The sequence below is a fragment of the Rickettsia endosymbiont of Cardiosporidium cionae genome, assembly GCF_015476335.1.
GTDB lineage: Bacteria > Pseudomonadota > Alphaproteobacteria > Rickettsiales > Rickettsiaceae > JADHZC01.
Window position 1 is genome coordinate 1 of sequence record NZ_JADAQY010000007.1, and the last position, 18313, is coordinate 18313.

The window sequence follows — 18313 nt, forward strand, 5'->3', positions numbered from 1 at the left end:
ATCTAGGAACCAAGACTGGGTTTTCTATTTCTCTTGCAGGAGGAAAATACATCTGCAGTGGAACCGTCGATTTTACGTCGAAACGATTAGAGGATCCAAATAGAAAATATCTTAGATTTAGGGAATTTCTAGAGAAAACATGTCTTAAATATTCTGTCAATGAGATATATTTCGAGGAAGTACGTAGACATGTTGGAACTACTGCTGCTCATGTATATGGTGGATATCTTGCTATATTGCTTACATTTTGTGTACAGGAGGCGATTTCTTATGAATCGGTACCGGTTACTACGATTAAAAAGCATATTGCTGGTAAGGGGAATGCAAAAAAAGAATCTATTGTTGCAGCTGTTAAGAAAATTGGTTTTAATCCTGTTGATGATAATGAGGCAGATGCAATTTCGATTATGTTATATATATTCCAAAAGTTAACGATTGGTTAATATTGCTAATTGGGAGTTGCTTTTTCTTTATGGACATATTAGGTCTACAGGAAGTATTAATCTGTTAATCTTTAGGTAAGTAGATTTGGCATAGAAAGCTTCTGGTATTATTTTAAGTGGTATGTGGATGATTTTTACCAAAAGACATAGTTTCGTCAATGTACGTATCTCTAAAGCTGTAATATGATATATTTGGAGTAAAGTTTTAGTTAGCTTGATATAGATGACATAACATATTTCTTTTTCTGCTATTTTTCTTTGCAGGAGGAGAAAGATTGTTTGAGTTGGTCGAGATGATTGTGCGTCGATTTTTTTATCCGCATTGTTTTTTTTTGTTTGTATGTCAGGACTGATGAGGAATTTTTGAAGTTTTTCCTCGCGCGCGCATGCGCGCTCTTCTACAACATTCTATTATGTTCTAAACATTCTATATATTCTAGGTACCTGAAAACCTAGGCCTGATGCGGGCTGCGGAAGATGTAATGTGACCTATATGGAGTCAAATGTGACCTATATGGAGTCAAATGTGACTTTTTTGTAGTCAAATGTGACTTTTTCGTATACGATTTCACATAGCAATGTGAATAATTTATAAGAAGAATATGATTCATATTTGATCATTATTGAGTGTTATTGGCAGTATAGTTACTATTAATAGATAAATAAAAGTATATTTATTAGTACTAATAATATCTAAGTATACTAGATATAATGAAGTGTTTAATTATGAAATGTGACTTTTTTGGAGTGGTAATGAAGTAGTTTTTAGTATGAATGAAATTAGCTTAAAAAAGGAATTTAAAAAGATATATAAAAAAGCCCAGCTTACAAAAGCAAGATTCATTGGTTATTCTTGTAATGATTACAAAGTTACATTAACAATAATACCAAAAGTTATTAGTATAGATATTGAAGGAAGGTTATTGCCTTTAGAAAAAATGAGAAAGGATTTTTCTATTAACGCTTTGGAATTGAGTAATTTATTCGGAATAAAGTTAAATCATTGTTATACCATTTTAAGAAAATCTATTAAACTTCTTACTGCATTAAATATAGATTTATCGGATGATACAAAACAACATATTGTTAATTTTTGTGAAGAAGCTAAATATACAGAAGGTAGTGGAGAATTAAATATTACTCTTACAGATAAAATCTTGCCGTATCTTAGACAAGGAGCTCAACGTTATACATTGTACAAGTTAGAAGATTTAATTAAATTTCGTAGTTTTTATACAATTCGATTGTATGAATTAATTCAAGGTTACAAAAAAAATGGATGGCTTTCCATATCAGTAGAATCTTTACGGAAAATTTTTAATGTAGGTCCTAAATTACAAGAGTATAGAGATTTTAAACGTAAAACAATTGCAGTAGCTGTTAACGAAATTAACAAGTATCATCCAGAAATTGATCTTAATTTTGTAGAAATAAAAAACAAACGTAAGGTCGTAGATATCTATTTTACGTTTGTTACTGATAAAAACGCTCCAAACCCTGAGGATATACCGAAATTAACATTGCCTTCTAGAGCACAGTTGACAGATAAAGAAGCTAAAGCTAAGATTCGTTTGCAGGAGAAAAGGAAGGCGAAGAGATTAGCTGATGCTATTGCTAAGGGGATATTGCAAGAACAAAATAAAGCTATTTCTTCTGCAGATGATAAAGATAATGCAGATGATATGCCACGCAAGATTGGAGATGTAATAGACAATATGATAGAGAGGAACAGATGAATTTACCACAATTTTTAGATCCAAAGAATGATGTAGCCTTTAAGAAGCTATTCGGCACAGAAGAACATAAGGATATACTTATACATTTTATTAATGATATTCTGGGCTTTGAAGGTAATGACAAGGTACAAGATGTGAAGTTTCTCTCAACTATTCTAAATCCTGATATAGCATATAAAAAACAAAGTCTAGTAGATGTGCTATGTGAAGATGCTAATGGGGTACAAATTATCGTAGAGATGCAAGTATCACCTCAAGAGGGTTTTGAGAAAAGAGCGCAATTCTATGCAGCAAAAGCTTATTCTCGGCAGCTGAATCAAGGACAGGAAGAAGATGGATTGTATAGAAATCTTAAAGAAGTAATCTTCATAGCAATAGCGAATTATGATGTATTTCCAGGTAAGGAAGAATATTTGTCAAGGCATGTAATCTTAGATAGAAAAACACACACAAGGGATTTAAAAGACTTCTCATTTACTTTCCTTGAACTTAAGAAGTTTAATAAGACTCAGATAGATGACTTGGATGGGATTGTTGAGAAATGGTGCTATTTCTTTAAATATGCAAAAAAAACAGATCATCACCATCTAGAAAGACTTAGTAAAGATGATGTGATAATTAAAAAGGCGTTCGATGCGATATATCAATTTAACTGGACAGAAGATGAGAGATTTGAATATGAACGTGAAATTAAAAGGATTATGGATAATCGTGCAGTAGAAGATTACAAGAAACAACAGTTAAAAAAACAATATGATGAAATCCTTGAGAAAGGAATGGAGAAGGGAAAAGAAGAAGGGATACAGCTAGGAGAGGCAAGAGGGATAGAGAAAGGAATGGAGAAAGGTATAGAGAAAGGAATAGAGAAAGGTATAGAAAAAACAGCAAGGAACATGCTTGCTCTTGGATTAGACAGACAAACTATAGCGAAAGCTACTGGTCTCTCGTTAGATGACATAGATGGATTGCAGTAGTAGAATCTAGGGTATATTTTAAGCTAAGAAAAAAAATTAAAATAATTGAAAAAAACTGTTTAAAATGCACAAAAAATATGGTAGTATTTCTGTATAATGTGACGAAGTGTATCTATATATAACTTTGTTCCTTTCCCGTCGGACCTGCTGACAAAAAATATAAAATTCACACAAATCTGTTATAACAAAAAAAATAAAGGGGAAGCTCCTGGTTGCAACCTATGGCTGAATAGTATTTGGTTGTTAGGAAAGTTATAATATAAAAAAAATAAAAAGCTAATAAATATGACGCTAAGATATATACAACCGCAGATTAATGATGAAAGCTTGGGAGAGAATGGTGTTTTTCTTGACAGCTTGCGTCGCCGTCAGGACACGTACAAACATGGAATCTTAATGATTGGGTCCTTCTTGTGCAGGAAAGACTCGAAGTGTGCCTGTTTTTTTTAAATCTCTAGTTAATATGACGAGGAAAATAGGGAATGATGGCTCAACTAAAAACAGCAGTAATAAAAAGTGAGGGTTAGCCAGTCTGAATTTGCTAGACTTAAGGGGTTGTCTACTTCTCATATTGGACGAGAGGTCCGTAGTGGAAAGATTGCAATGGGGGAAGATGGCTTAATAGATTTTGAGGAAGCAAGTAGGATTTGGGACGAATCCACAAGCCAGAAAATAGATACAGCAAAAGATGCTGAGCCTGTAGTTGGAGATTTAGACAAAAATATAGAGATGGATTTTTCTTTTTCAGATGGAGAGGAAGAAGATCAAGCTGTTCCTGAGCTTCGGTTACCTAAAACTTATGCGGAAGCCAAGACTCAGAACGAGATATTAAAGATGAAGCTTAATGATCTTAAGCTTAAACAGCTGAATGATAGATTATATGATCGCGAATTAGTTGAAAAACATATTCTGTGTTTTTCTAGGGATCTTCGAAATTCATGGCTCAATTGGTCTGTCCGTGTTGCTGGTCAAATGTCTGCAGATTTAGGGATTGATGCACATAAAATGGGTGTAATTTTAGAGAAATATGTAGCAGAAAATCTAGAAGAACAGACATCTATGGTTTTTTCTTTGCAGATGGGAGAAGATGAACAGGAGGAAACTAACTAAAAAGGAGTTAGTTAGACTTAATAAAGCTCTTGCTAAAGGTTTAAAGCCTGAAGAACGCCTTAGTGTATCTGAGTGGGCTGAGAAATATCGAGTTTTGTCACAGAAATCTGCATCTGAAGCTGGCAGATGGAGAAATAGTAGAACCCCGTATTTAAGGGAGATAATGGATTGCTTAAGTACTGGTTCTAACGTACAAAAAGTTGTATTCATGAAGGGAGCTCAAGTAGGAGGCACTGAGGCTGGAAACAACTGGATTGGATATGTAATACATATGGCGCCAGGTCCTATGATGTCGATATCACCGACTGTAGATATGGCTAAAAGAAGCAGTAAGCAAAGAATAGATCCATTAATCACAGAGAGCTCTGCTATTAGAAATCTGATTAAACCAGCTAAATCTAGGGATTCTGCTAATACGATTTTAACAAAGGAATTTTCTGGAGGAGTATTAGTTATGGCAGGTGCAAATTCAGCTGTTGGGCTTAGATCCATGCCTGCTAGATATCTATTTATGGATGAGGTAGACGGATATCCAGGAGATGTAGATGGAGAAGGAGATCCTATCCTATTAGCAGAGAGAAGAGGTGCTACATTTGCTGCAAGACGAAAAGTATTTCTAGTTAGTACACCTACGATTAAGGGATTATCACGGATATATAGAGAATTTGGAGATTCAGACCAAAGATATTTTTTAGTACCATGTCCGTTCTGTGATCATTTTCAAAGAATAGATTTTAATAGATTCTCATGGCCAGAAGGAAAGCCTACAGAAGTTAGCATGAGTTGTGAAAGCTGCTGTGAAAAAATAGTAGAGAACCACAAGAACTATATGTTAAAAAATGGAAAATGGGTGGCAACAAATCCAGGTAGCAATATTGCAGGATTTCATCTTTCGTCTTTGTATAGTCCACCTGGATGGTTTTCTTGGGCAGATGCTGCAATTATATTTGAGCAGACGAAAAAGCATTGCGATTTAAAAAAAAGTTTTGTCAATACTGTTTTAGGAGAGCCATTTGAGGAAGAGAATGATGCTCCAGACTGGGAGTTGTTATATGCTAAGAGAGAACAATATCGAATTGGGACAGTACCTAGAGGTGGTTTATTTTTAACTGCTGGTGCGGATGTCCAAAAAGATAGGATTGAATGTGAGGTTGTTGCTTGGGGACGGAATAAAGAAAGTTGGAGTATCGAGTATTTTATAATACAGGGAGATACTGCAAGAAAAGAAACTTGGGAGAAACTTGCTAAAATATTATATAAGGAGTTTAAACATGAGAGTGGTGTGATGCTACCTATACGTGTTCTTGCAGTTGATGCTGGATATGCAACTCAAGATGTATATATATGGGCAAGAACATATTCACAAGCTGCATGGGGAGCATCTGGTAGTAGAGCACCTACACCTAGAACTGTGGTAGCTCTTAGAGGATCTGATAGAAGCTCTAGCTTAATCTTAAATGCAACGCAGGTGAAGATGTTCCCAAAAGCCAAAAGTTTAAAGGTTTGGACAGCATCTTCAACTATAGGTAAATTAGAATTATATAGATGGCTTGCTCTTAAATGGCCGACCAGAGAGGAGGTTGAGAATGGAGAATCCTTTCCGGCTGGAGCTTGCCATTTCCCAGAATATCCGGAGGAATATTTTAAACAAATAACCTCAGAAAGAAGAGTTATTAAATTTATAAAGGGTTTTCCTAAACCATATTGGGAGAAGGATCCTGGAAGAAGAAATGAGGCATTAGATTGTAGAGTATATGCTAGAGCAGCTGCTGCTATATATGGCTTAGACAGATTTGCTGAGAAACATTTTCTAGAATTTCAGAAAGAGTTCCCAACTAAAGAGAATAGAACAACTCAATTTAAAGTTGAAAATAAGCAGAAAGAGATTGCGATACATAAGCTAAGTCTTTTACAAAAAAAACCAATTATATCGGATAACCCGTATTTATGACAAAAACTATACAAGAGCTAGAATTAGAGTTAAGCGAGGCAGAAGATGCATTAAAAAAACTCTTGCTTGGACAGAAAGAAGTAAGTGTTAATGTTGGCAGTTATGGAAGTGTAAATTATAGACAGGCATCCACCATGGAGCTTAGGAGATATATCTTGCAGTTGAAAAATTCTATTGCAATTGCTAAAGGATTAATACCAAGAAGGGTTATGTATTGTGAGTAGAATTAAGGATACAGCACATGATTCAGCGTCTAAAAATGCTAAACAGCTAAGGAATTGGCTTCCAAGAAAGGGATCTGCTGACTCAGATTTGTTGCCAGAACTAGATACTTTAGTTTCTAGATCTAGAGATCTTGTTAGAAATAATGGGATTGCTGCTGGAGCATTACAAACTTTAGTTGATAATGTTGTTGGGACTGGATTTAGACTATCTGCAACTCCTGATTATAGAGCACTTGGAAAAGATAAAGTTTGGGCAGAAGAATTTGCAGAAAAGATAGAAATGTTATGGAGATCTTGGGCTGATACTGATACATGTGATGCTACTAGAATGATGAACTTTGCAGGTATTACAAGCCTAGTGTATAAGTCTAGCTTACTTAATGGAGAGGCTTTAATATTGCCTTTATGGTTTCCATCTAGAAAATTCTCAACTGTTTTGCAAGTAGTAGAGGCTGATAGGTTGTCTAATCCTAATAATATAGCAGATACTGAGAAATTAAGGGGTGGAATTGAGATTGGGGCATATGGAACTCCACTGGCATATTGGATACAAAAATACCATGATGGAGATAAGTTTCTTTTACAAAAGCGTAATGAGTGGCAGAGGATTCCAAGAAGAGGTGTATTTGGGAGATTAAGGGTTATACATATTCATGACAAGGAAAGAACTGGTCAAACTAGAGGCAAACCTGTTCTAACAAGTGTATTATCTAATTTTAAGATGCTTGGAGAATATGAGAGTTCAGAATTGCAAGCAGCAATCGTAAATGCGATGATTGCAGCTTTTGTAGAGACTCCTATGAGTGGAGACGAGTTAAGAACATTATTTGATGACTCTACTGAGGAATATTTAAAAGCTAGGAATGAGTCTAATATTAAGCTGCAGGGCGGAGCTATAATACCTGTATTTCCAGGAGATAAGATATCTTCCTTTACACCAAGTAGGCCTAATACAGCTTATAGTAATTTTGTAGAGAATGTTTTAAGACATATCGCAACTGGACTAAATATTCCATATGAGCTCTTGGAAAAAGATTTTTCTAAGACTAATTACTCCAGTGCTAGAGCAGCATTATTAGAGGGTTGGAGACATTTTGCTTGTAGGCGTAGATGGCTTATTTCTTCTTTTTTACAGCCAATATATGAATTATTTTTTGAGGAAGTAGTGGCTAAGGGATTAATAGATGCACCTGAGTTTTTTGCAAATAAATATGCTTATACTAGATCTAAATGGATCGGAGCTGGGAGAGGTTGGATCGACCCTGTTAAGGAAGTACAAGCTGCAAAGATGAGAATAGAGCTTGGAATTTCCACATATGAAGATGAATGTGCAGCTCAAGGGCTAGACTGGATTGAGGTATTTGAGCAGAGATCCAGAGAAAAAAATAAGATTAAAGAATTAGGGTTATCATTAAATGAGGCAGGAGCTGCTATACAACCAGAAATAGATATAACAGAAGAAACTAATGAAGAGGAACAAGATGTTTTGGAAGAAGAAGTATGATATTTGGGCAATTACTAATGCTGCATTACAGCAAATCTTAACAATTTCTAACCGAGAGAATGAATCTGTTGAGGCTGTTGCTGCAAAGCTTGGAAGGGAGTTGCAGAATACTCACAAAATGACTGTTTCAGATGGGATAGCTGTATTGCCTATACGTGGTCCATTGTTTAGATACGCTAATATGTTTACGACTGTAAGTGGTGCTACTTCTTATGAGAAAATTCTCAATGAATTTGATTCTTGTATCACAGACTCTACTATTGATAGTATTATATTGGATATTGATTCGCCAGGAGGTGAGGTTAATGGGTGCCTTGAGGTATCTGAATATATATACAGCAGGAGAGGAATTAAGCCAATTACAGCCTATGCATCAGGAGATGTAGCATCTGGAGCATATTGGATTGCAGCTGCAGCAGATAAAATAGTTGTTAATCCAACTAGCAATATCGGATCAATAGGGGTTATTGGGATATATGAGAATAAAAAAGAAGAAGTAACAGAAATTGTCTCTAGCCAAACCCCAAATAAGCGTCTTAGTACTGATACAGAAGAAGGAAAAGCGAAACTCCAAGCTAGGATTGACGATATTGCAAGTGTCTTTTTAAATTCGATAGCTAAATATAGAGATATTTCTCTATTAGATATTGATGACAGATTTGGTGCAGGGGATGTCTTTATTGGCAAGGAGGCACTAACTCGCGGAATGGTCGATGAAGTCAGTAGTTTTGACCAATTATTAACTAACATTAATGGTAATATAATGAATGAAAATATTAAAGAAAATTCATCTCTTGATGAAGATATTCTTTTAAAGAAAGGGGCTGAACTTGAAAAAGCCAGAATTAAAGCTATTCTAGCAGAAGGAGCAAAGTCTGATAAAAACGAGCTAGCTAAGAAGTTGGCATTTGATGCTAATGATTCTTTAGAGACTGTCTTAAGATTCATGTCTTATGCTCCTAAGGAGGAAAATGCTAAATTTTTAGCTGTAATGGGAGAATTAGAAAATCCAGAGATAGTTCCAACTATTGAGGAAAAAGATATGAGTTTAGAGATTGGAAAAAGAATAGCAGAATTAAGTAATAACAAAATTAAAGGTAAAAAATAATGGCAGAATTTAAAGATTTAGGAGAGTTAAGATATGACAATCTTATTGCTGCTCCATCGAATATATTTTTTAGTAAAATACATATTGTAACTGGAGGAAACTTAACAAGAGGCGCAGTTCTAGGTGTAGATGCAGATGGTAAATACAAATTAAGCCTATCTGCTGCTACTGATGGTTCACAGAAACCTGTTGCAATATTAGGAAATGACGTGGATGCATCTTCTGATGATAAAGACGCAAATATCTATTTTGCAGGTGTATTTAACTCAAATGCTTTATCTTTTGGAGAAGGGCATACTCTCGCTTCTGTTGAGGCTGGGTTTATCCAAGAAGGAAGAGCGATATTCTTAAAAGAAAATATAAAATTATAGGTAATATATGAACATATTCGATACAACAACTCTAGCTACAGCAGTAGCATATTTAAAGAGACCTTCGTTTTTCTTATTAGATACATTTTTTGCTGCTCAAGAAATACAGGATAGCGAAACAATTACATTTGATGTTCTAAAAGGTAGTGAGAGATTAGCACCATTAGTTGATCCTGATATTGCTGCTAAAGTTCTAGAAAACCCAGGATTTCAGACATTCCAAATATCTCCTGCATATGTAAAGGATTTAAGATTATTTAGCCCAGAGAGAGCAGGAAAAAGAGTGGCTGGAGAAAGAGTTGGAGGTGAGTTTACAAGACAAAATAGACTAGAGCTCGCTATTAATCAGGCTTTAACAGATCAATTAGCTAACTTAAAAAGAAGAGAGGAGTATTTTGCATCTCAAGCTTTAATTAATGGAAAAATTACGATTAAGGGTACAGATAGCCACAGAGGAAAATCCATTAATTTTGGAAGAGACTCAGCACTTAACATCTCTTTATCAGGTACCAATAGTTGGGGTAGTACAGGTGTTAATCCGTTAGAAATGATAGAAGACTGGGTTAGCTTAGTACAAGATAAGTCTGGTACAGCTGCAAGAACAATTGTAATGGATAGAAAGGCTTGGAAATTATTTAGACAATCTCAGCTTGTAGTTGGTCTTTTAGAAATTAGAAGAGGAACAACTAATAGTTTATCTGCAGAACCGGTTACTTTTGAAGAAGGAGAAGGCCAAGCGCAATATGTAGGTTCTATAGCTGATATGAATTTTTATGTTTATGCTGGAAAATATTCAGATGAAGGTGGTGTGAGTCGTGGATTTTTACCTGATAATACAGTATTGGTTGTGAGTAGAGAAGGATTAAGAGGCACTAGAATCTATGGAGCTATTGAAGATATATCTTCTGGATTACAAGCTAGAGATTTTTATGTAAAATCTTGGGAGGAACATGATCCGTCCCGTCATATGATGCTTATGCAATCAGCACCTATGATTGTGCCAATGAGACCTAATGCATCTTTAGCTGCTACTGTTGTATGAAAAACATATTTTTTAATATGGCTATTGCTCGGATGTTTTCTAGCTTTGGGATTATCGTTAAGTTTGCTTGTGCAGATGAAGAAAAGGAGATCCTGTGTATTTTTCGCACCCCTGAGAGATTTTTAGATTATGATAATCTTTCTATTAATATTGGAGATACTACTAAGACCTTAGATGTGCAAGTTGCAGAATTAAAGATAGTTCCACAAGATGGGATATTTTCTATACAAGATGAGCAATATAGGGTGTTGGGAGAAGCACAAAAGATTGCAGATGACAATGTTTGGAGGGTTCCATTAGAGAGGATAGATGCTACAATTTGACATTAAACAAGAGTTTACATGGGATGTTGTTAGAGAAGTTCAATCTGCTAGAAAGGCTGTAACAGCTGGGGTTAAAGCAGCTGGGAATGGTTTAAAAAGGACATTAGCAAGAGAAACTATCAAGGCTAAATTAGGGGCAAATTTGTCTAAATCTTGGAAAGTGCAATTTTTTCCAAGAAGGCCGAGTACTGGATCTAGTGCATATATCTCTACTAGAGCTGAACGCATCCTTCAGTCTCATGCATTTGGAGCAATCATTAAAGGAAAAAATTCAAAATGGTTAACTATTCCAACAGAAGATGCGCCAACTACAGGTAGAGGAAGGAAGAAATCACCTAGAGAGGTTACTGATAATTTAGAGTTTGTTTCTCTTAAGAGAGATTTAGCGATTTTACTATCTGGAGACAAGGTATTATATACTTTAGTACCAGAAGTTAAGATTAGGAAAAAACTAGATTTTGATGGCATAGTCTCAATTTGGGAAAGAAAATTAGCAGGATTAATAGTTGGAAAATGGAAGTAGAAAAAATAGAACAAATATTAAAAAAGCTTCATATCTTTCTTGCAGATGCATTGCCAGAAGTGTTAATCCTTAAGAACCATGTTCTTGGAGTTTCTATGCCTGAGACTGGTATTGTGCTGATAAAGGATGGGACGATAGATGCACCTGAGTATATATTATCTTCTGCAGAAGAAACGGTCTTATATACTCATCGTGTACAGCTGGATATTCTTGTACAGTCGATAGATGCTGCAACTAGAGATCAAAAATCTAGTGATTTACTTAAATCTGTAGTGGATGTATTATCACCTAAAGAGAGCTTATTTGATGGACTTGTAGAGGGTTTTTTCTTTGGCGTGCCTGTATTTACTTTAGAGGTTGGAGATGATGGAATAGCAATTAAAATTGTGACTTTAGAAATTTCTTTACAATATTATTTATAAAAAAAATCATGGCAAATGAATATGGAATTTTCGCTAAGACAGCGATGGCTTTTGAGGGTAGTTATGGAGTTGTTCCTGCTGCCGGTACATATATACAGCCTTTATATACAACAAATAGTATAGGAAAGGAACAATCTTTAATTTTTGCAAATCTAGCAGGGCAAGGTAGAAAGGTTAGTGAACCTTTTAAAGATGCAACTACTGTAAGTGGCGATATAGTGGTTCCTGTTGATCTTAGATATATAGGTTTTTGGTTTAGAGCATTACTTGGAGATCCTGTAACTACTCCAGATGGAAGTGGAAACTTCACACATGTTTTTATATCTGAAAAGAATTTGCTCCCTAGTTTTACTTTGGAAAAGCATTTCCCAAATATCCCTGTATATACATCAATTAATGGAGCAAAAGTTAATAGTATGGCATTTGATTTCCAGAGAACTGGACAAGTATTAACTACAGTTAATGTTTTAGCTCAAGGAGAAGATGTTATAGTTGCTCCTGTAGATCCTAACCCTATTGTATTAGAGGAGAGATTTTTCTCAGCCTTCAATGGTGGAATCAATGAAGGAGGGACTCCTTTAGCTAGGGTTTTAAGTGGGAATTTTACATTCTCTAATGGATTGTTGCCTGTAGAGACAATTAGAAGTGATGGAAAAGTAGATAGTATAGATGAGGGGTTACCTTCTCTAACTGGAGAGATTGTAGTAAGATTTAGTGATCGAGTTTTGTTAGATAAAGCAACTGCTGGATTACCTATAGCTGTAGATTTCGAATATAAAATCGATGATGTTAGAAAGCTTACAATGACAGCTCATCGCTTGTTTTTACCGGTTCCAAATTTAGAGGTGTCTGGAGAAGGAGGAATAGATTTAACATTTGCATTTCAAGGTGCGACTGATCCTAATCTCACTAAAATGTTTACAGTTACTTTAACTAATGATGTTGCCAGTTATGCTTAAGCTTAATTTTCCAAAAGAGAAATATTGGATAGATGTTGGATTAGGCGTAAAGCTTTTTGTCAGGCCTTGTACTACTGCTGTTTTCTGTCAGGCGAAAGCACATATGATGCAGAATTTAAAATCTGCAATGGAGGAGTTTAAGACAGAGAAGTTAGAGAAAAAATTGGAAGAAAAATCCATGAGAGAAGCTATAGCAGAGGAATATCTTGTCATAGGTTTAGCTGTTGTTGGGATCGAGAAGTGGAGTGGAGTATATGGAGAAGATGGAAAAGAATTAGCTGTTTCTAATGAGGCTATAGAAGAGCTGTTTAAAGGATATTGGACAATAGCAGAAAACTTTAGGACTAAATATACAGAGTATAGGAATCTTTTGGAAGAAGAAAAAAAAAGATAAAAGCTAGGGTATCTTGGCATTTTTCAGGAGGAGCAAATTATTGTATTGAGTGTGAGAATATAGGCACGGATTGTTCTAAAGGAAGGAGAGGTATGAATGGGAATTTTTGCCCATATATAGAGAATCATCTACAGACGATAGAAGGGTGGGAGGCTTTCGATATCGCTGAGAAAACAATATCTCAAATAAGAGATAGATTTCCATTAGATTGTTCTTTGCAGCTGGCTAGAGAACTTGGATATGATATGGTAGTAATGGCAGAGTTACTACCAGAAGTTGCGATTGGAATTAGAGAAGCAATAGAAAAAATAAGTAAAAAGAATAATGGCGGAAGAGAAAAGATTAACAGTAAGGCTGCAAGCTCGAGGCGGAAATCAAATTAAGTCTGAGTTTAAAAAACTTGGCGATGGTGGAAAGCAAGCTTTTAATCGTATAGATCGTGCTTCTAAAGTTTCAACTAAAAATTTACAAGCCTTAAATAGAGTAAGCTCAACATTCAATAATACTCTAAGCAGGGCGGCTAGTCTTGCAGGTGCATATCTTGGTTTACAAGGGTTAACTTCTGCATTTCGAGGAGTTATCGAGATTAATAAAAGCTTCCAAACCTTAAATGCTAGTATAACTAGTTTACTTGGTTCAACAGAGGCGTCACAATTAGCATTTCGACAGTTAGAGGCAATCTCAGATGAATTTTCTGTTCCTTTAAGCGATTTGCTACAATCTTTTATCAGACTTAGATCTGCTGGCCTACAACCAACTTCTGAACAGATGATTGCATTTGCAAATATTGCAGCTGCTACTCAAAAAACATCTATAGATTTTGCAACTGCAATAGCAGATACAACTAAAGGCAGTATCGATACTTTAGGGAATTTTGGGATCATTGCAACCAGAGTAGGAGATAATATTAATCTACAATTTCAAGGAATGACCAGGACTGTTGAAAATAGTGCTGAAGCTATCTCTAAGGCTGTTACTGAGTTATCTCAAAATGCATTAGGCGGAGGATTAGAGGCTCAAGCTAATACTGTAGCAGGAGCATTTGTGAGAATCCAAAATAATGTAGAGAAATTAGCACGAAATATTGGTGCGTCTGGCTTAAACGAGGCTATGAATCAGGTTGCATCTAAATTTGCAGATGTTGTTGCATCAGGAGGCCAGATGGCTAGTGTTTTAGGCAGTGTACTTAGTCGAGTGATTGTCACATTAGGTAGTGTTTTATCTGGACTAATAGCGAACTTAGACTTAGTTGTACAGGGGATTACTGCTTTTGCAGCTGCATTTGCTTTACAGACTGTAATATCTGCAACATCTACTGCAATAGCTGCTGCTAGTGCTGCTATGGCATTCTTTACTACAACTACTGGTGCTGCAACTGGTGCTGTAACTGCTTTTAAAGTTGCAGTATCAGCTATTGGAAAATCTACTGCACTTATTGCCGCATTAGGTTTAGCAGCATTTAAAGGCTTCGAGTTCGTTAAATCTTTTTTTGATGAAGAAGAAAGAGCAGTAGATGCGAAGGAGAATAGAGAGGAATTTAATAAGGAATTAGAAAAAACAAATAATTTATTACAACAGACTGCTACACCTATAGGTGGAATAAATGATATTACTAACCCTGTTAATGATGCTTTAACTGCTAATATAGAAGCTAGAGAAAAAGATTTAGAAAATTTCGAAGGTTGGAAAGATAATGTATCTAAAGGATTTAAAGATGTTGAACAAACTGCAAAAGATACAAGCGGAGATATTACGTCTACTTTTTCTGCTGCAACAAGCAATCTAGAAAATAGTTTAGTGGATTTTGTGACTAAAGGTCAGTTTAGTTTTAAATCTTTTGCAAATTCTATAATATCTGATATTGCAAGAATAGCTGTCAGGCAAGCAATTATTACACCTTTAGTGCAGGGGGTAACTGGAGCAATTGGAGGTTTGTTCTCAGCTTCCCCTGTAGCAGTTGCCCATACAGGAGGTATTATAGGACAAGATAGTTTTTCTAAAAGAGCAGTAAACCCATCTTTATTTGCAGGGGCTAAAAGATTCCATGAAGGAGGTTTAGTTAGAGGAGAAGTTCCAATTATAGCAAGAAGAGGAGAAGCAGTCTTGACACCAGGCCAGCTTGGAGCTTTAGGTGGGACACAAAAACCTGAAGTCAATGTAAGGGTTAATATACAGAATAATGCGTCAGGTGCTAGTATTAATACAGAGACTAGACGAGATAATAATGGAGATTTAGAGATGGAAATTATTATTGAGCAGATTGAAAGTTCTTTAGGACAAAATATTGCTAGTGGCAGAGGATTAGGACCTATTTTTGAGCGGGTTTATGGAGTATCTAGAGGTTTGTAATGCTTGAGTTTCCAGTTACATTGCCATCACCTTTAGTAGAGGGATATAGGATTAGACCAGATGATGCTTTAGTGCGTACTGATATGGATTCTGGCCCCTCTAGACAAAGGAGAAGATTTACTTCTACAACACAGATTAATTCTGTTGTCTGGAGATTAAAACAGAGTCAAATGGCTTTATTTGAGTCGTGGTATCGCAGGAAAGCTAGGGAAGGAGCTGCTTTCTTTAAGATTGATTTATTAGCTGGGGTTGGTTTTACGGAGCATGAAGCGAGATTTTTTGAGCAGTATACTACCGAGTTTTTAGGAGCAGATGCATGGATGGTGAGGGCAAATCTTGAGATTAGAACACTGCCTTTAATCGATAATGAAATTGCAGATCTTCTTTCTATATTAAGGCTAGAGGATATAAATATTGTAGTTGAGTCCTACCATTCTTTTTTACATGCAACTTTATCAGGTATATTTTTATGAGTGTTGTAGATGATATTCGCGCAATAATTGCAAAACAGCAAACAGATTCTAATATCTTCCACGATATAGTTCACGGCAACAACACTGTTATTGTAAGGACTGAAGGAGGTGATATCAATAGTATAGCAAAGCAACTAAAAGGTGCATTCGATAGGTTAGATGCAGATATTGCTGTTAGTCTTAGCGATTTTGAACTAAAGATTACAGATCTTGGCACAACTTTAAAAGCTAGCAATGATGCAGTGATTAGGGCTAATGATGTTTTAGATAACGCTACGGGTGTGATTGATTCTTCAAAGATTTTTTTGGATGACACTAGGGCTGAGATTGTAGCTGCAAGAAGCGATCTAGAGATGACTATTTCTGGCGCGACCGATGATGCAATAGCTGCTGCAAACCAAGCTGTTACTTCTGCGTCAGAAGTTAAAAGCTTAGAAGCTACCTATGGTTTATCTCTGCCTAGAGCGCTGATTGGAAGGGCAGGATCTGTACTAGCAGTTAACCCTACTGAAGATGGTTATGTTTTTGCAGGTGCTATCCCTTTATTTGTTGGGCTTTTTCGTAATGGAAGCAACTTAGTTTTCGATAGTGATTCTGGAGATTATAATATTATAGATTATGGGCTTTGGACCGTCGCACCACCTAAGGTTGGATTCGAAATAGATTTAAACGGAAATTTAATAATGAGTTTTTAATGTTTTTTTTCGATATAGATAAGATAAAGATCAACTGGAGAGGAGAGTTTAAGAAAGATATACAGTATCAGAAAGATGATGTTGTATTTTTTAATAGATCTGCTTTTTTTGCTAAAGATGATATTGCTGGGGTTGTACCAGAAGAGGGACGGTTTTGGGGATTAGTTGCACTTTCACCTACAGTTGTACAGGATGCCGGAGATATTATTTTTTTTGATGGTTCAAATGCCGTTAGGCTGCCTATTGGAAAAGAAGGACAAAGGCTTCATATACAAGCTAGGAGATTAGCTTGGACTGGTGGAGAATTGCCTGGTGTAAGAGAGATTAGGGATTATGGTGTGAGTTTAGCAAAAAAAGTATGGAAACTACCAATAGTTGATCATGGCAGTTTTAGTTTTCGAACATTTTTAATGGCTGATGGTTCGATTAAAGCTGTTGGTCTCGGCAATTCGTTTCAAAACGGAGATCCTAATGGCTCTAATATATTCCTACCAAATCGTGTTAATACTAATTTTCAAGATATTAAATTTATTGAGATATTTTCTAGTACTGTTCATAGTTATGGTTTAACTCAAGGCGGGGATGTTTATAGCTGGGGATTTAATAATAATGGGCAGCTTGGGCATGGAAATACAAGTAATTTAGCGATTGCAACTAGGATAGAATATTTTGTTACAAATGGAATTAAAATATCAAAAATATTTAATAACAGATGGAGCAGTGGCGATATATATAACTCTTATTTTTTGTCAACTAATGGTATATTATATGCAGTTGGAAACAATGCTTGGGGACAGCTTGGGGATAGTACTACAACTCAAAGATTAACTCCAGTTAGAGTTGGAATATTAGAAAATATAGTTGACGTTTTTCCATCTGCAAATCCAATATCAGTATATGCTATAGACTCGAATGGAGATCTGTGGGTATGGGGTGCAAATAATGTTGGACAATTAGGCTTAGGAGATATAACACAAAGGAACATACCTGTTAAAGTCGATGCTTTATCAGATGTAAAGAAAGCTATAGGTGGCGCAACTAATATAACCAATGGTAGCTTCCAAGCTTTTTCTCTAGTATTGCTACAAAATGGAGATGTTTTTAGTTCTGGAGCAAATGGCTGGGGACAATTAGGATTAGGTAATAGCACTAATATGAATAGCTATACAAAGATTCCAACACTAGAGAATATAGAGGAAATTGCTGTTTCACAATCATACCATGCTGCGGCTGCTGCAATCTCTAGAGGTAGAATCTATCTCTGGGGGTCATCTGAAAATGGAAGATTAGGAAAAAGCGTAACTTCATTTATTACAACTCCTGAATTACAAGGAGGAGTATTATCTGGAGATGTGAGAAAAGTCCAGTTCGGTGGATATAGTAGTGTTACTTCGGCTAATAGCGGGCGAACTAATGTATATAATAGTACATTCGTCCAAGTTGGAAATAAGATATATGCAGCTGGTTATTCTGTCAATGGAAACTTAGGAGTTGGCAATATTGTGGCCATCAATAGCACATTTCAGGAAGTTATTGGAATTTCTGGTCAGATAAAAGATTGGGTGGTATCTGGTATTGCCAGTACACATGCATTGTCTGTCCTATATGAAGATGGTAGAGTCGATACAAATGGCAATAATGCTTCTGGGCAAACTGGTATTTTTAGAACAATAAATACAATTGCAGGAACTTTAAGACAGGTTATGTTTTAA

20 protein-coding genes are annotated in these 18313 nt (G+C 35.8%); all 20 read left to right on the forward strand.

Translation table 11 applies throughout. The annotated features are described in order from the left end of the window. Positions 1-443 (forward strand): crossover junction endodeoxyribonuclease RuvC (locus tag IHI24_RS04285; RefSeq protein WP_194966830.1); only part of this gene is annotated, 443 nt, incomplete at its 5' end. A gap of 770 nt (positions 444-1213) precedes the next feature. Beyond that, entirely contained in the window at positions 1214-2179 is a 966-nt protein-coding gene (locus IHI24_RS04290) for a replication initiation protein (protein WP_194966831.1), read from the forward strand. Continuing rightward, positions 2176-3153 (forward strand): Rpn family recombination-promoting nuclease/putative transposase, encoded by a 978-nt coding sequence (locus IHI24_RS04295; RefSeq protein ID WP_194966832.1) that lies wholly within the window; start codon positions 2176-2178, stop codon positions 3151-3153. The genes IHI24_RS04290 and IHI24_RS04295 overlap by 4 nt, the downstream gene beginning before the upstream one ends. Before the next feature lie 516 nt (positions 3154-3669). Beyond that, the gene (locus tag IHI24_RS04300; RefSeq protein WP_194966833.1) at positions 3670-4263 is read left to right on the forward strand and encodes a hypothetical protein; all 594 of its coding nucleotides are present in this window, start codon (positions 3670-3672) and stop codon (positions 4261-4263) included. Then, positions 4241-6214, forward strand: a complete 1974-nt coding sequence (locus tag IHI24_RS04305; RefSeq protein ID WP_194966834.1) for a phage terminase large subunit family protein — start codon at positions 4241-4243, stop codon at positions 6212-6214. Before IHI24_RS04300 ends, IHI24_RS04305 begins: the two co-directional genes overlap by 23 nt. Continuing rightward, positions 6211-6438, forward strand: coding sequence for a gpW family head-tail joining protein (gpW, locus tag IHI24_RS04310; protein WP_194966835.1), 228 nt, complete (start codon positions 6211-6213; stop codon positions 6436-6438). The genes IHI24_RS04305 and gpW overlap by 4 nt, the downstream gene beginning before the upstream one ends. Further along, complete coding sequence (locus tag IHI24_RS04315; RefSeq protein ID WP_194966836.1) at positions 6431-7942, forward strand: phage portal protein; 1512 nt, start codon at positions 6431-6433, stop codon at positions 7940-7942. The genes gpW and IHI24_RS04315 overlap by 8 nt, the downstream gene beginning before the upstream one ends. Then, complete coding sequence (locus IHI24_RS04320) at positions 7905-9050, forward strand: S49 family peptidase (protein WP_194966837.1); 1146 nt, start codon at positions 7905-7907, stop codon at positions 9048-9050. The genes IHI24_RS04315 and IHI24_RS04320 overlap by 38 nt, the downstream gene beginning before the upstream one ends. Further along, positions 9050-9421, forward strand: coding sequence for a head decoration protein (locus tag IHI24_RS04325; RefSeq protein WP_194966838.1), 372 nt, complete (start codon positions 9050-9052; stop codon positions 9419-9421). The genes IHI24_RS04320 and IHI24_RS04325 overlap by 1 nt, the downstream gene beginning before the upstream one ends. A gap of 7 nt (positions 9422-9428) precedes the next feature. Next, entirely contained in the window at positions 9429-10463 is a 1035-nt protein-coding gene (locus IHI24_RS04330; protein ID WP_194966839.1) for a major capsid protein, read from the forward strand. Then, positions 10460-10786 (forward strand): head-tail joining protein, encoded by a 327-nt coding sequence (locus IHI24_RS04335; RefSeq protein ID WP_194966840.1) that lies wholly within the window; start codon positions 10460-10462, stop codon positions 10784-10786. The genes IHI24_RS04330 and IHI24_RS04335 overlap by 4 nt, the downstream gene beginning before the upstream one ends. Continuing rightward, on the forward strand, positions 10773-11309 hold the full coding sequence (locus IHI24_RS04340) for a DUF6441 family protein (RefSeq protein WP_194966841.1): 537 nt from the start codon (positions 10773-10775) through the stop codon (positions 11307-11309). Before IHI24_RS04335 ends, IHI24_RS04340 begins: the two co-directional genes overlap by 14 nt. Continuing rightward, the gene (locus tag IHI24_RS04345) at positions 11300-11731 is read left to right on the forward strand and encodes a hypothetical protein (protein ID WP_194966842.1); all 432 of its coding nucleotides are present in this window, start codon (positions 11300-11302) and stop codon (positions 11729-11731) included. The genes IHI24_RS04340 and IHI24_RS04345 overlap by 10 nt, the downstream gene beginning before the upstream one ends. 8 nt (positions 11732-11739) lie before the next feature. Then, on the forward strand, positions 11740-12690 hold the full coding sequence (locus tag IHI24_RS04350) for a phage tail tube protein (RefSeq protein ID WP_194966843.1): 951 nt from the start codon (positions 11740-11742) through the stop codon (positions 12688-12690). Next, a complete protein-coding gene (locus IHI24_RS04355; protein WP_194966844.1) occupies positions 12668-13084 on the forward strand; it encodes a hypothetical protein in 417 nt (138 codons plus the stop codon). Before IHI24_RS04350 ends, IHI24_RS04355 begins: the two co-directional genes overlap by 23 nt. Positions 13085-13176: 92 nt before the next feature. Further along, positions 13177-13467: a hypothetical protein gene (locus IHI24_RS04360; RefSeq protein WP_194966845.1), complete on the forward strand. Its 291-nt coding sequence runs from the start codon at positions 13177-13179 to the stop codon at positions 13465-13467. Beyond that, positions 13409-15433: a phage tail tape measure C-terminal domain-containing protein gene (locus IHI24_RS04365; RefSeq protein WP_194966846.1), complete on the forward strand. Its 2025-nt coding sequence runs from the start codon at positions 13409-13411 to the stop codon at positions 15431-15433. Before IHI24_RS04360 ends, IHI24_RS04365 begins: the two co-directional genes overlap by 59 nt. Then, positions 15433-15906, forward strand: coding sequence for a hypothetical protein (locus tag IHI24_RS04370; protein WP_194966847.1), 474 nt, complete (start codon positions 15433-15435; stop codon positions 15904-15906). The genes IHI24_RS04365 and IHI24_RS04370 overlap by 1 nt, the downstream gene beginning before the upstream one ends. Beyond that, positions 15903-16601, forward strand: coding sequence for a hypothetical protein (locus tag IHI24_RS04375; RefSeq protein WP_194966848.1), 699 nt, complete (start codon positions 15903-15905; stop codon positions 16599-16601). The genes IHI24_RS04370 and IHI24_RS04375 overlap by 4 nt, the downstream gene beginning before the upstream one ends. Continuing rightward, positions 16601-18313: an RCC1 domain-containing protein gene (locus IHI24_RS04380; RefSeq protein ID WP_194966849.1), complete on the forward strand. Its 1713-nt coding sequence runs from the start codon at positions 16601-16603 to the stop codon at positions 18311-18313. Before IHI24_RS04375 ends, IHI24_RS04380 begins: the two co-directional genes overlap by 1 nt.

Coding starts and splice junctions, on each gene's coding strand:
- IHI24_RS04290 (WP_194966831.1), top strand. CDS start 1,214: ATGAATGAAATTAGCTTAAAAAAGGAATTTAAAAAGATATATAAAAAA.
- IHI24_RS04295 (WP_194966832.1), top strand. CDS start 2,176: ATGAATTTACCACAATTTTTAGATCCAAAGAATGATGTAGCCTTTAAG.
- IHI24_RS04305 (WP_194966834.1), top strand. CDS start 4,241: ATGAACAGGAGGAAACTAACTAAAAAGGAGTTAGTTAGACTTAATAAA.
- gpW (WP_194966835.1), top strand. CDS start 6,211: ATGACAAAAACTATACAAGAGCTAGAATTAGAGTTAAGCGAGGCAGAA.
- IHI24_RS04320 (WP_194966837.1), top strand. CDS start 7,905: ATGAAGAGGAACAAGATGTTTTGGAAGAAGAAGTATGATATTTGGGCA.
- IHI24_RS04325 (WP_194966838.1), top strand. CDS start 9,050: ATGGCAGAATTTAAAGATTTAGGAGAGTTAAGATATGACAATCTTATT.
- IHI24_RS04330 (WP_194966839.1), top strand. CDS start 9,429: ATGAACATATTCGATACAACAACTCTAGCTACAGCAGTAGCATATTTA.
- IHI24_RS04335 (WP_194966840.1), top strand. CDS start 10,460: ATGAAAAACATATTTTTTAATATGGCTATTGCTCGGATGTTTTCTAGC.
- IHI24_RS04340 (WP_194966841.1), top strand. CDS start 10,773: ATGCTACAATTTGACATTAAACAAGAGTTTACATGGGATGTTGTTAGA.
- IHI24_RS04345 (WP_194966842.1), top strand. CDS start 11,300: ATGGAAGTAGAAAAAATAGAACAAATATTAAAAAAGCTTCATATCTTT.
- IHI24_RS04350 (WP_194966843.1), top strand. CDS start 11,740: ATGGCAAATGAATATGGAATTTTCGCTAAGACAGCGATGGCTTTTGAG.
- IHI24_RS04355 (WP_194966844.1), top strand. CDS start 12,668: ATGATGTTGCCAGTTATGCTTAAGCTTAATTTTCCAAAAGAGAAATAT.
- IHI24_RS04360 (WP_194966845.1), top strand. CDS start 13,177: ATGAATGGGAATTTTTGCCCATATATAGAGAATCATCTACAGACGATA.
- IHI24_RS04365 (WP_194966846.1), top strand. CDS start 13,409: ATGGCGGAAGAGAAAAGATTAACAGTAAGGCTGCAAGCTCGAGGCGGA.
- IHI24_RS04370 (WP_194966847.1), top strand. CDS start 15,433: ATGCTTGAGTTTCCAGTTACATTGCCATCACCTTTAGTAGAGGGATAT.
- IHI24_RS04375 (WP_194966848.1), top strand. CDS start 15,903: ATGAGTGTTGTAGATGATATTCGCGCAATAATTGCAAAACAGCAAACA.
- IHI24_RS04380 (WP_194966849.1), top strand. CDS start 16,601: ATGTTTTTTTTCGATATAGATAAGATAAAGATCAACTGGAGAGGAGAG.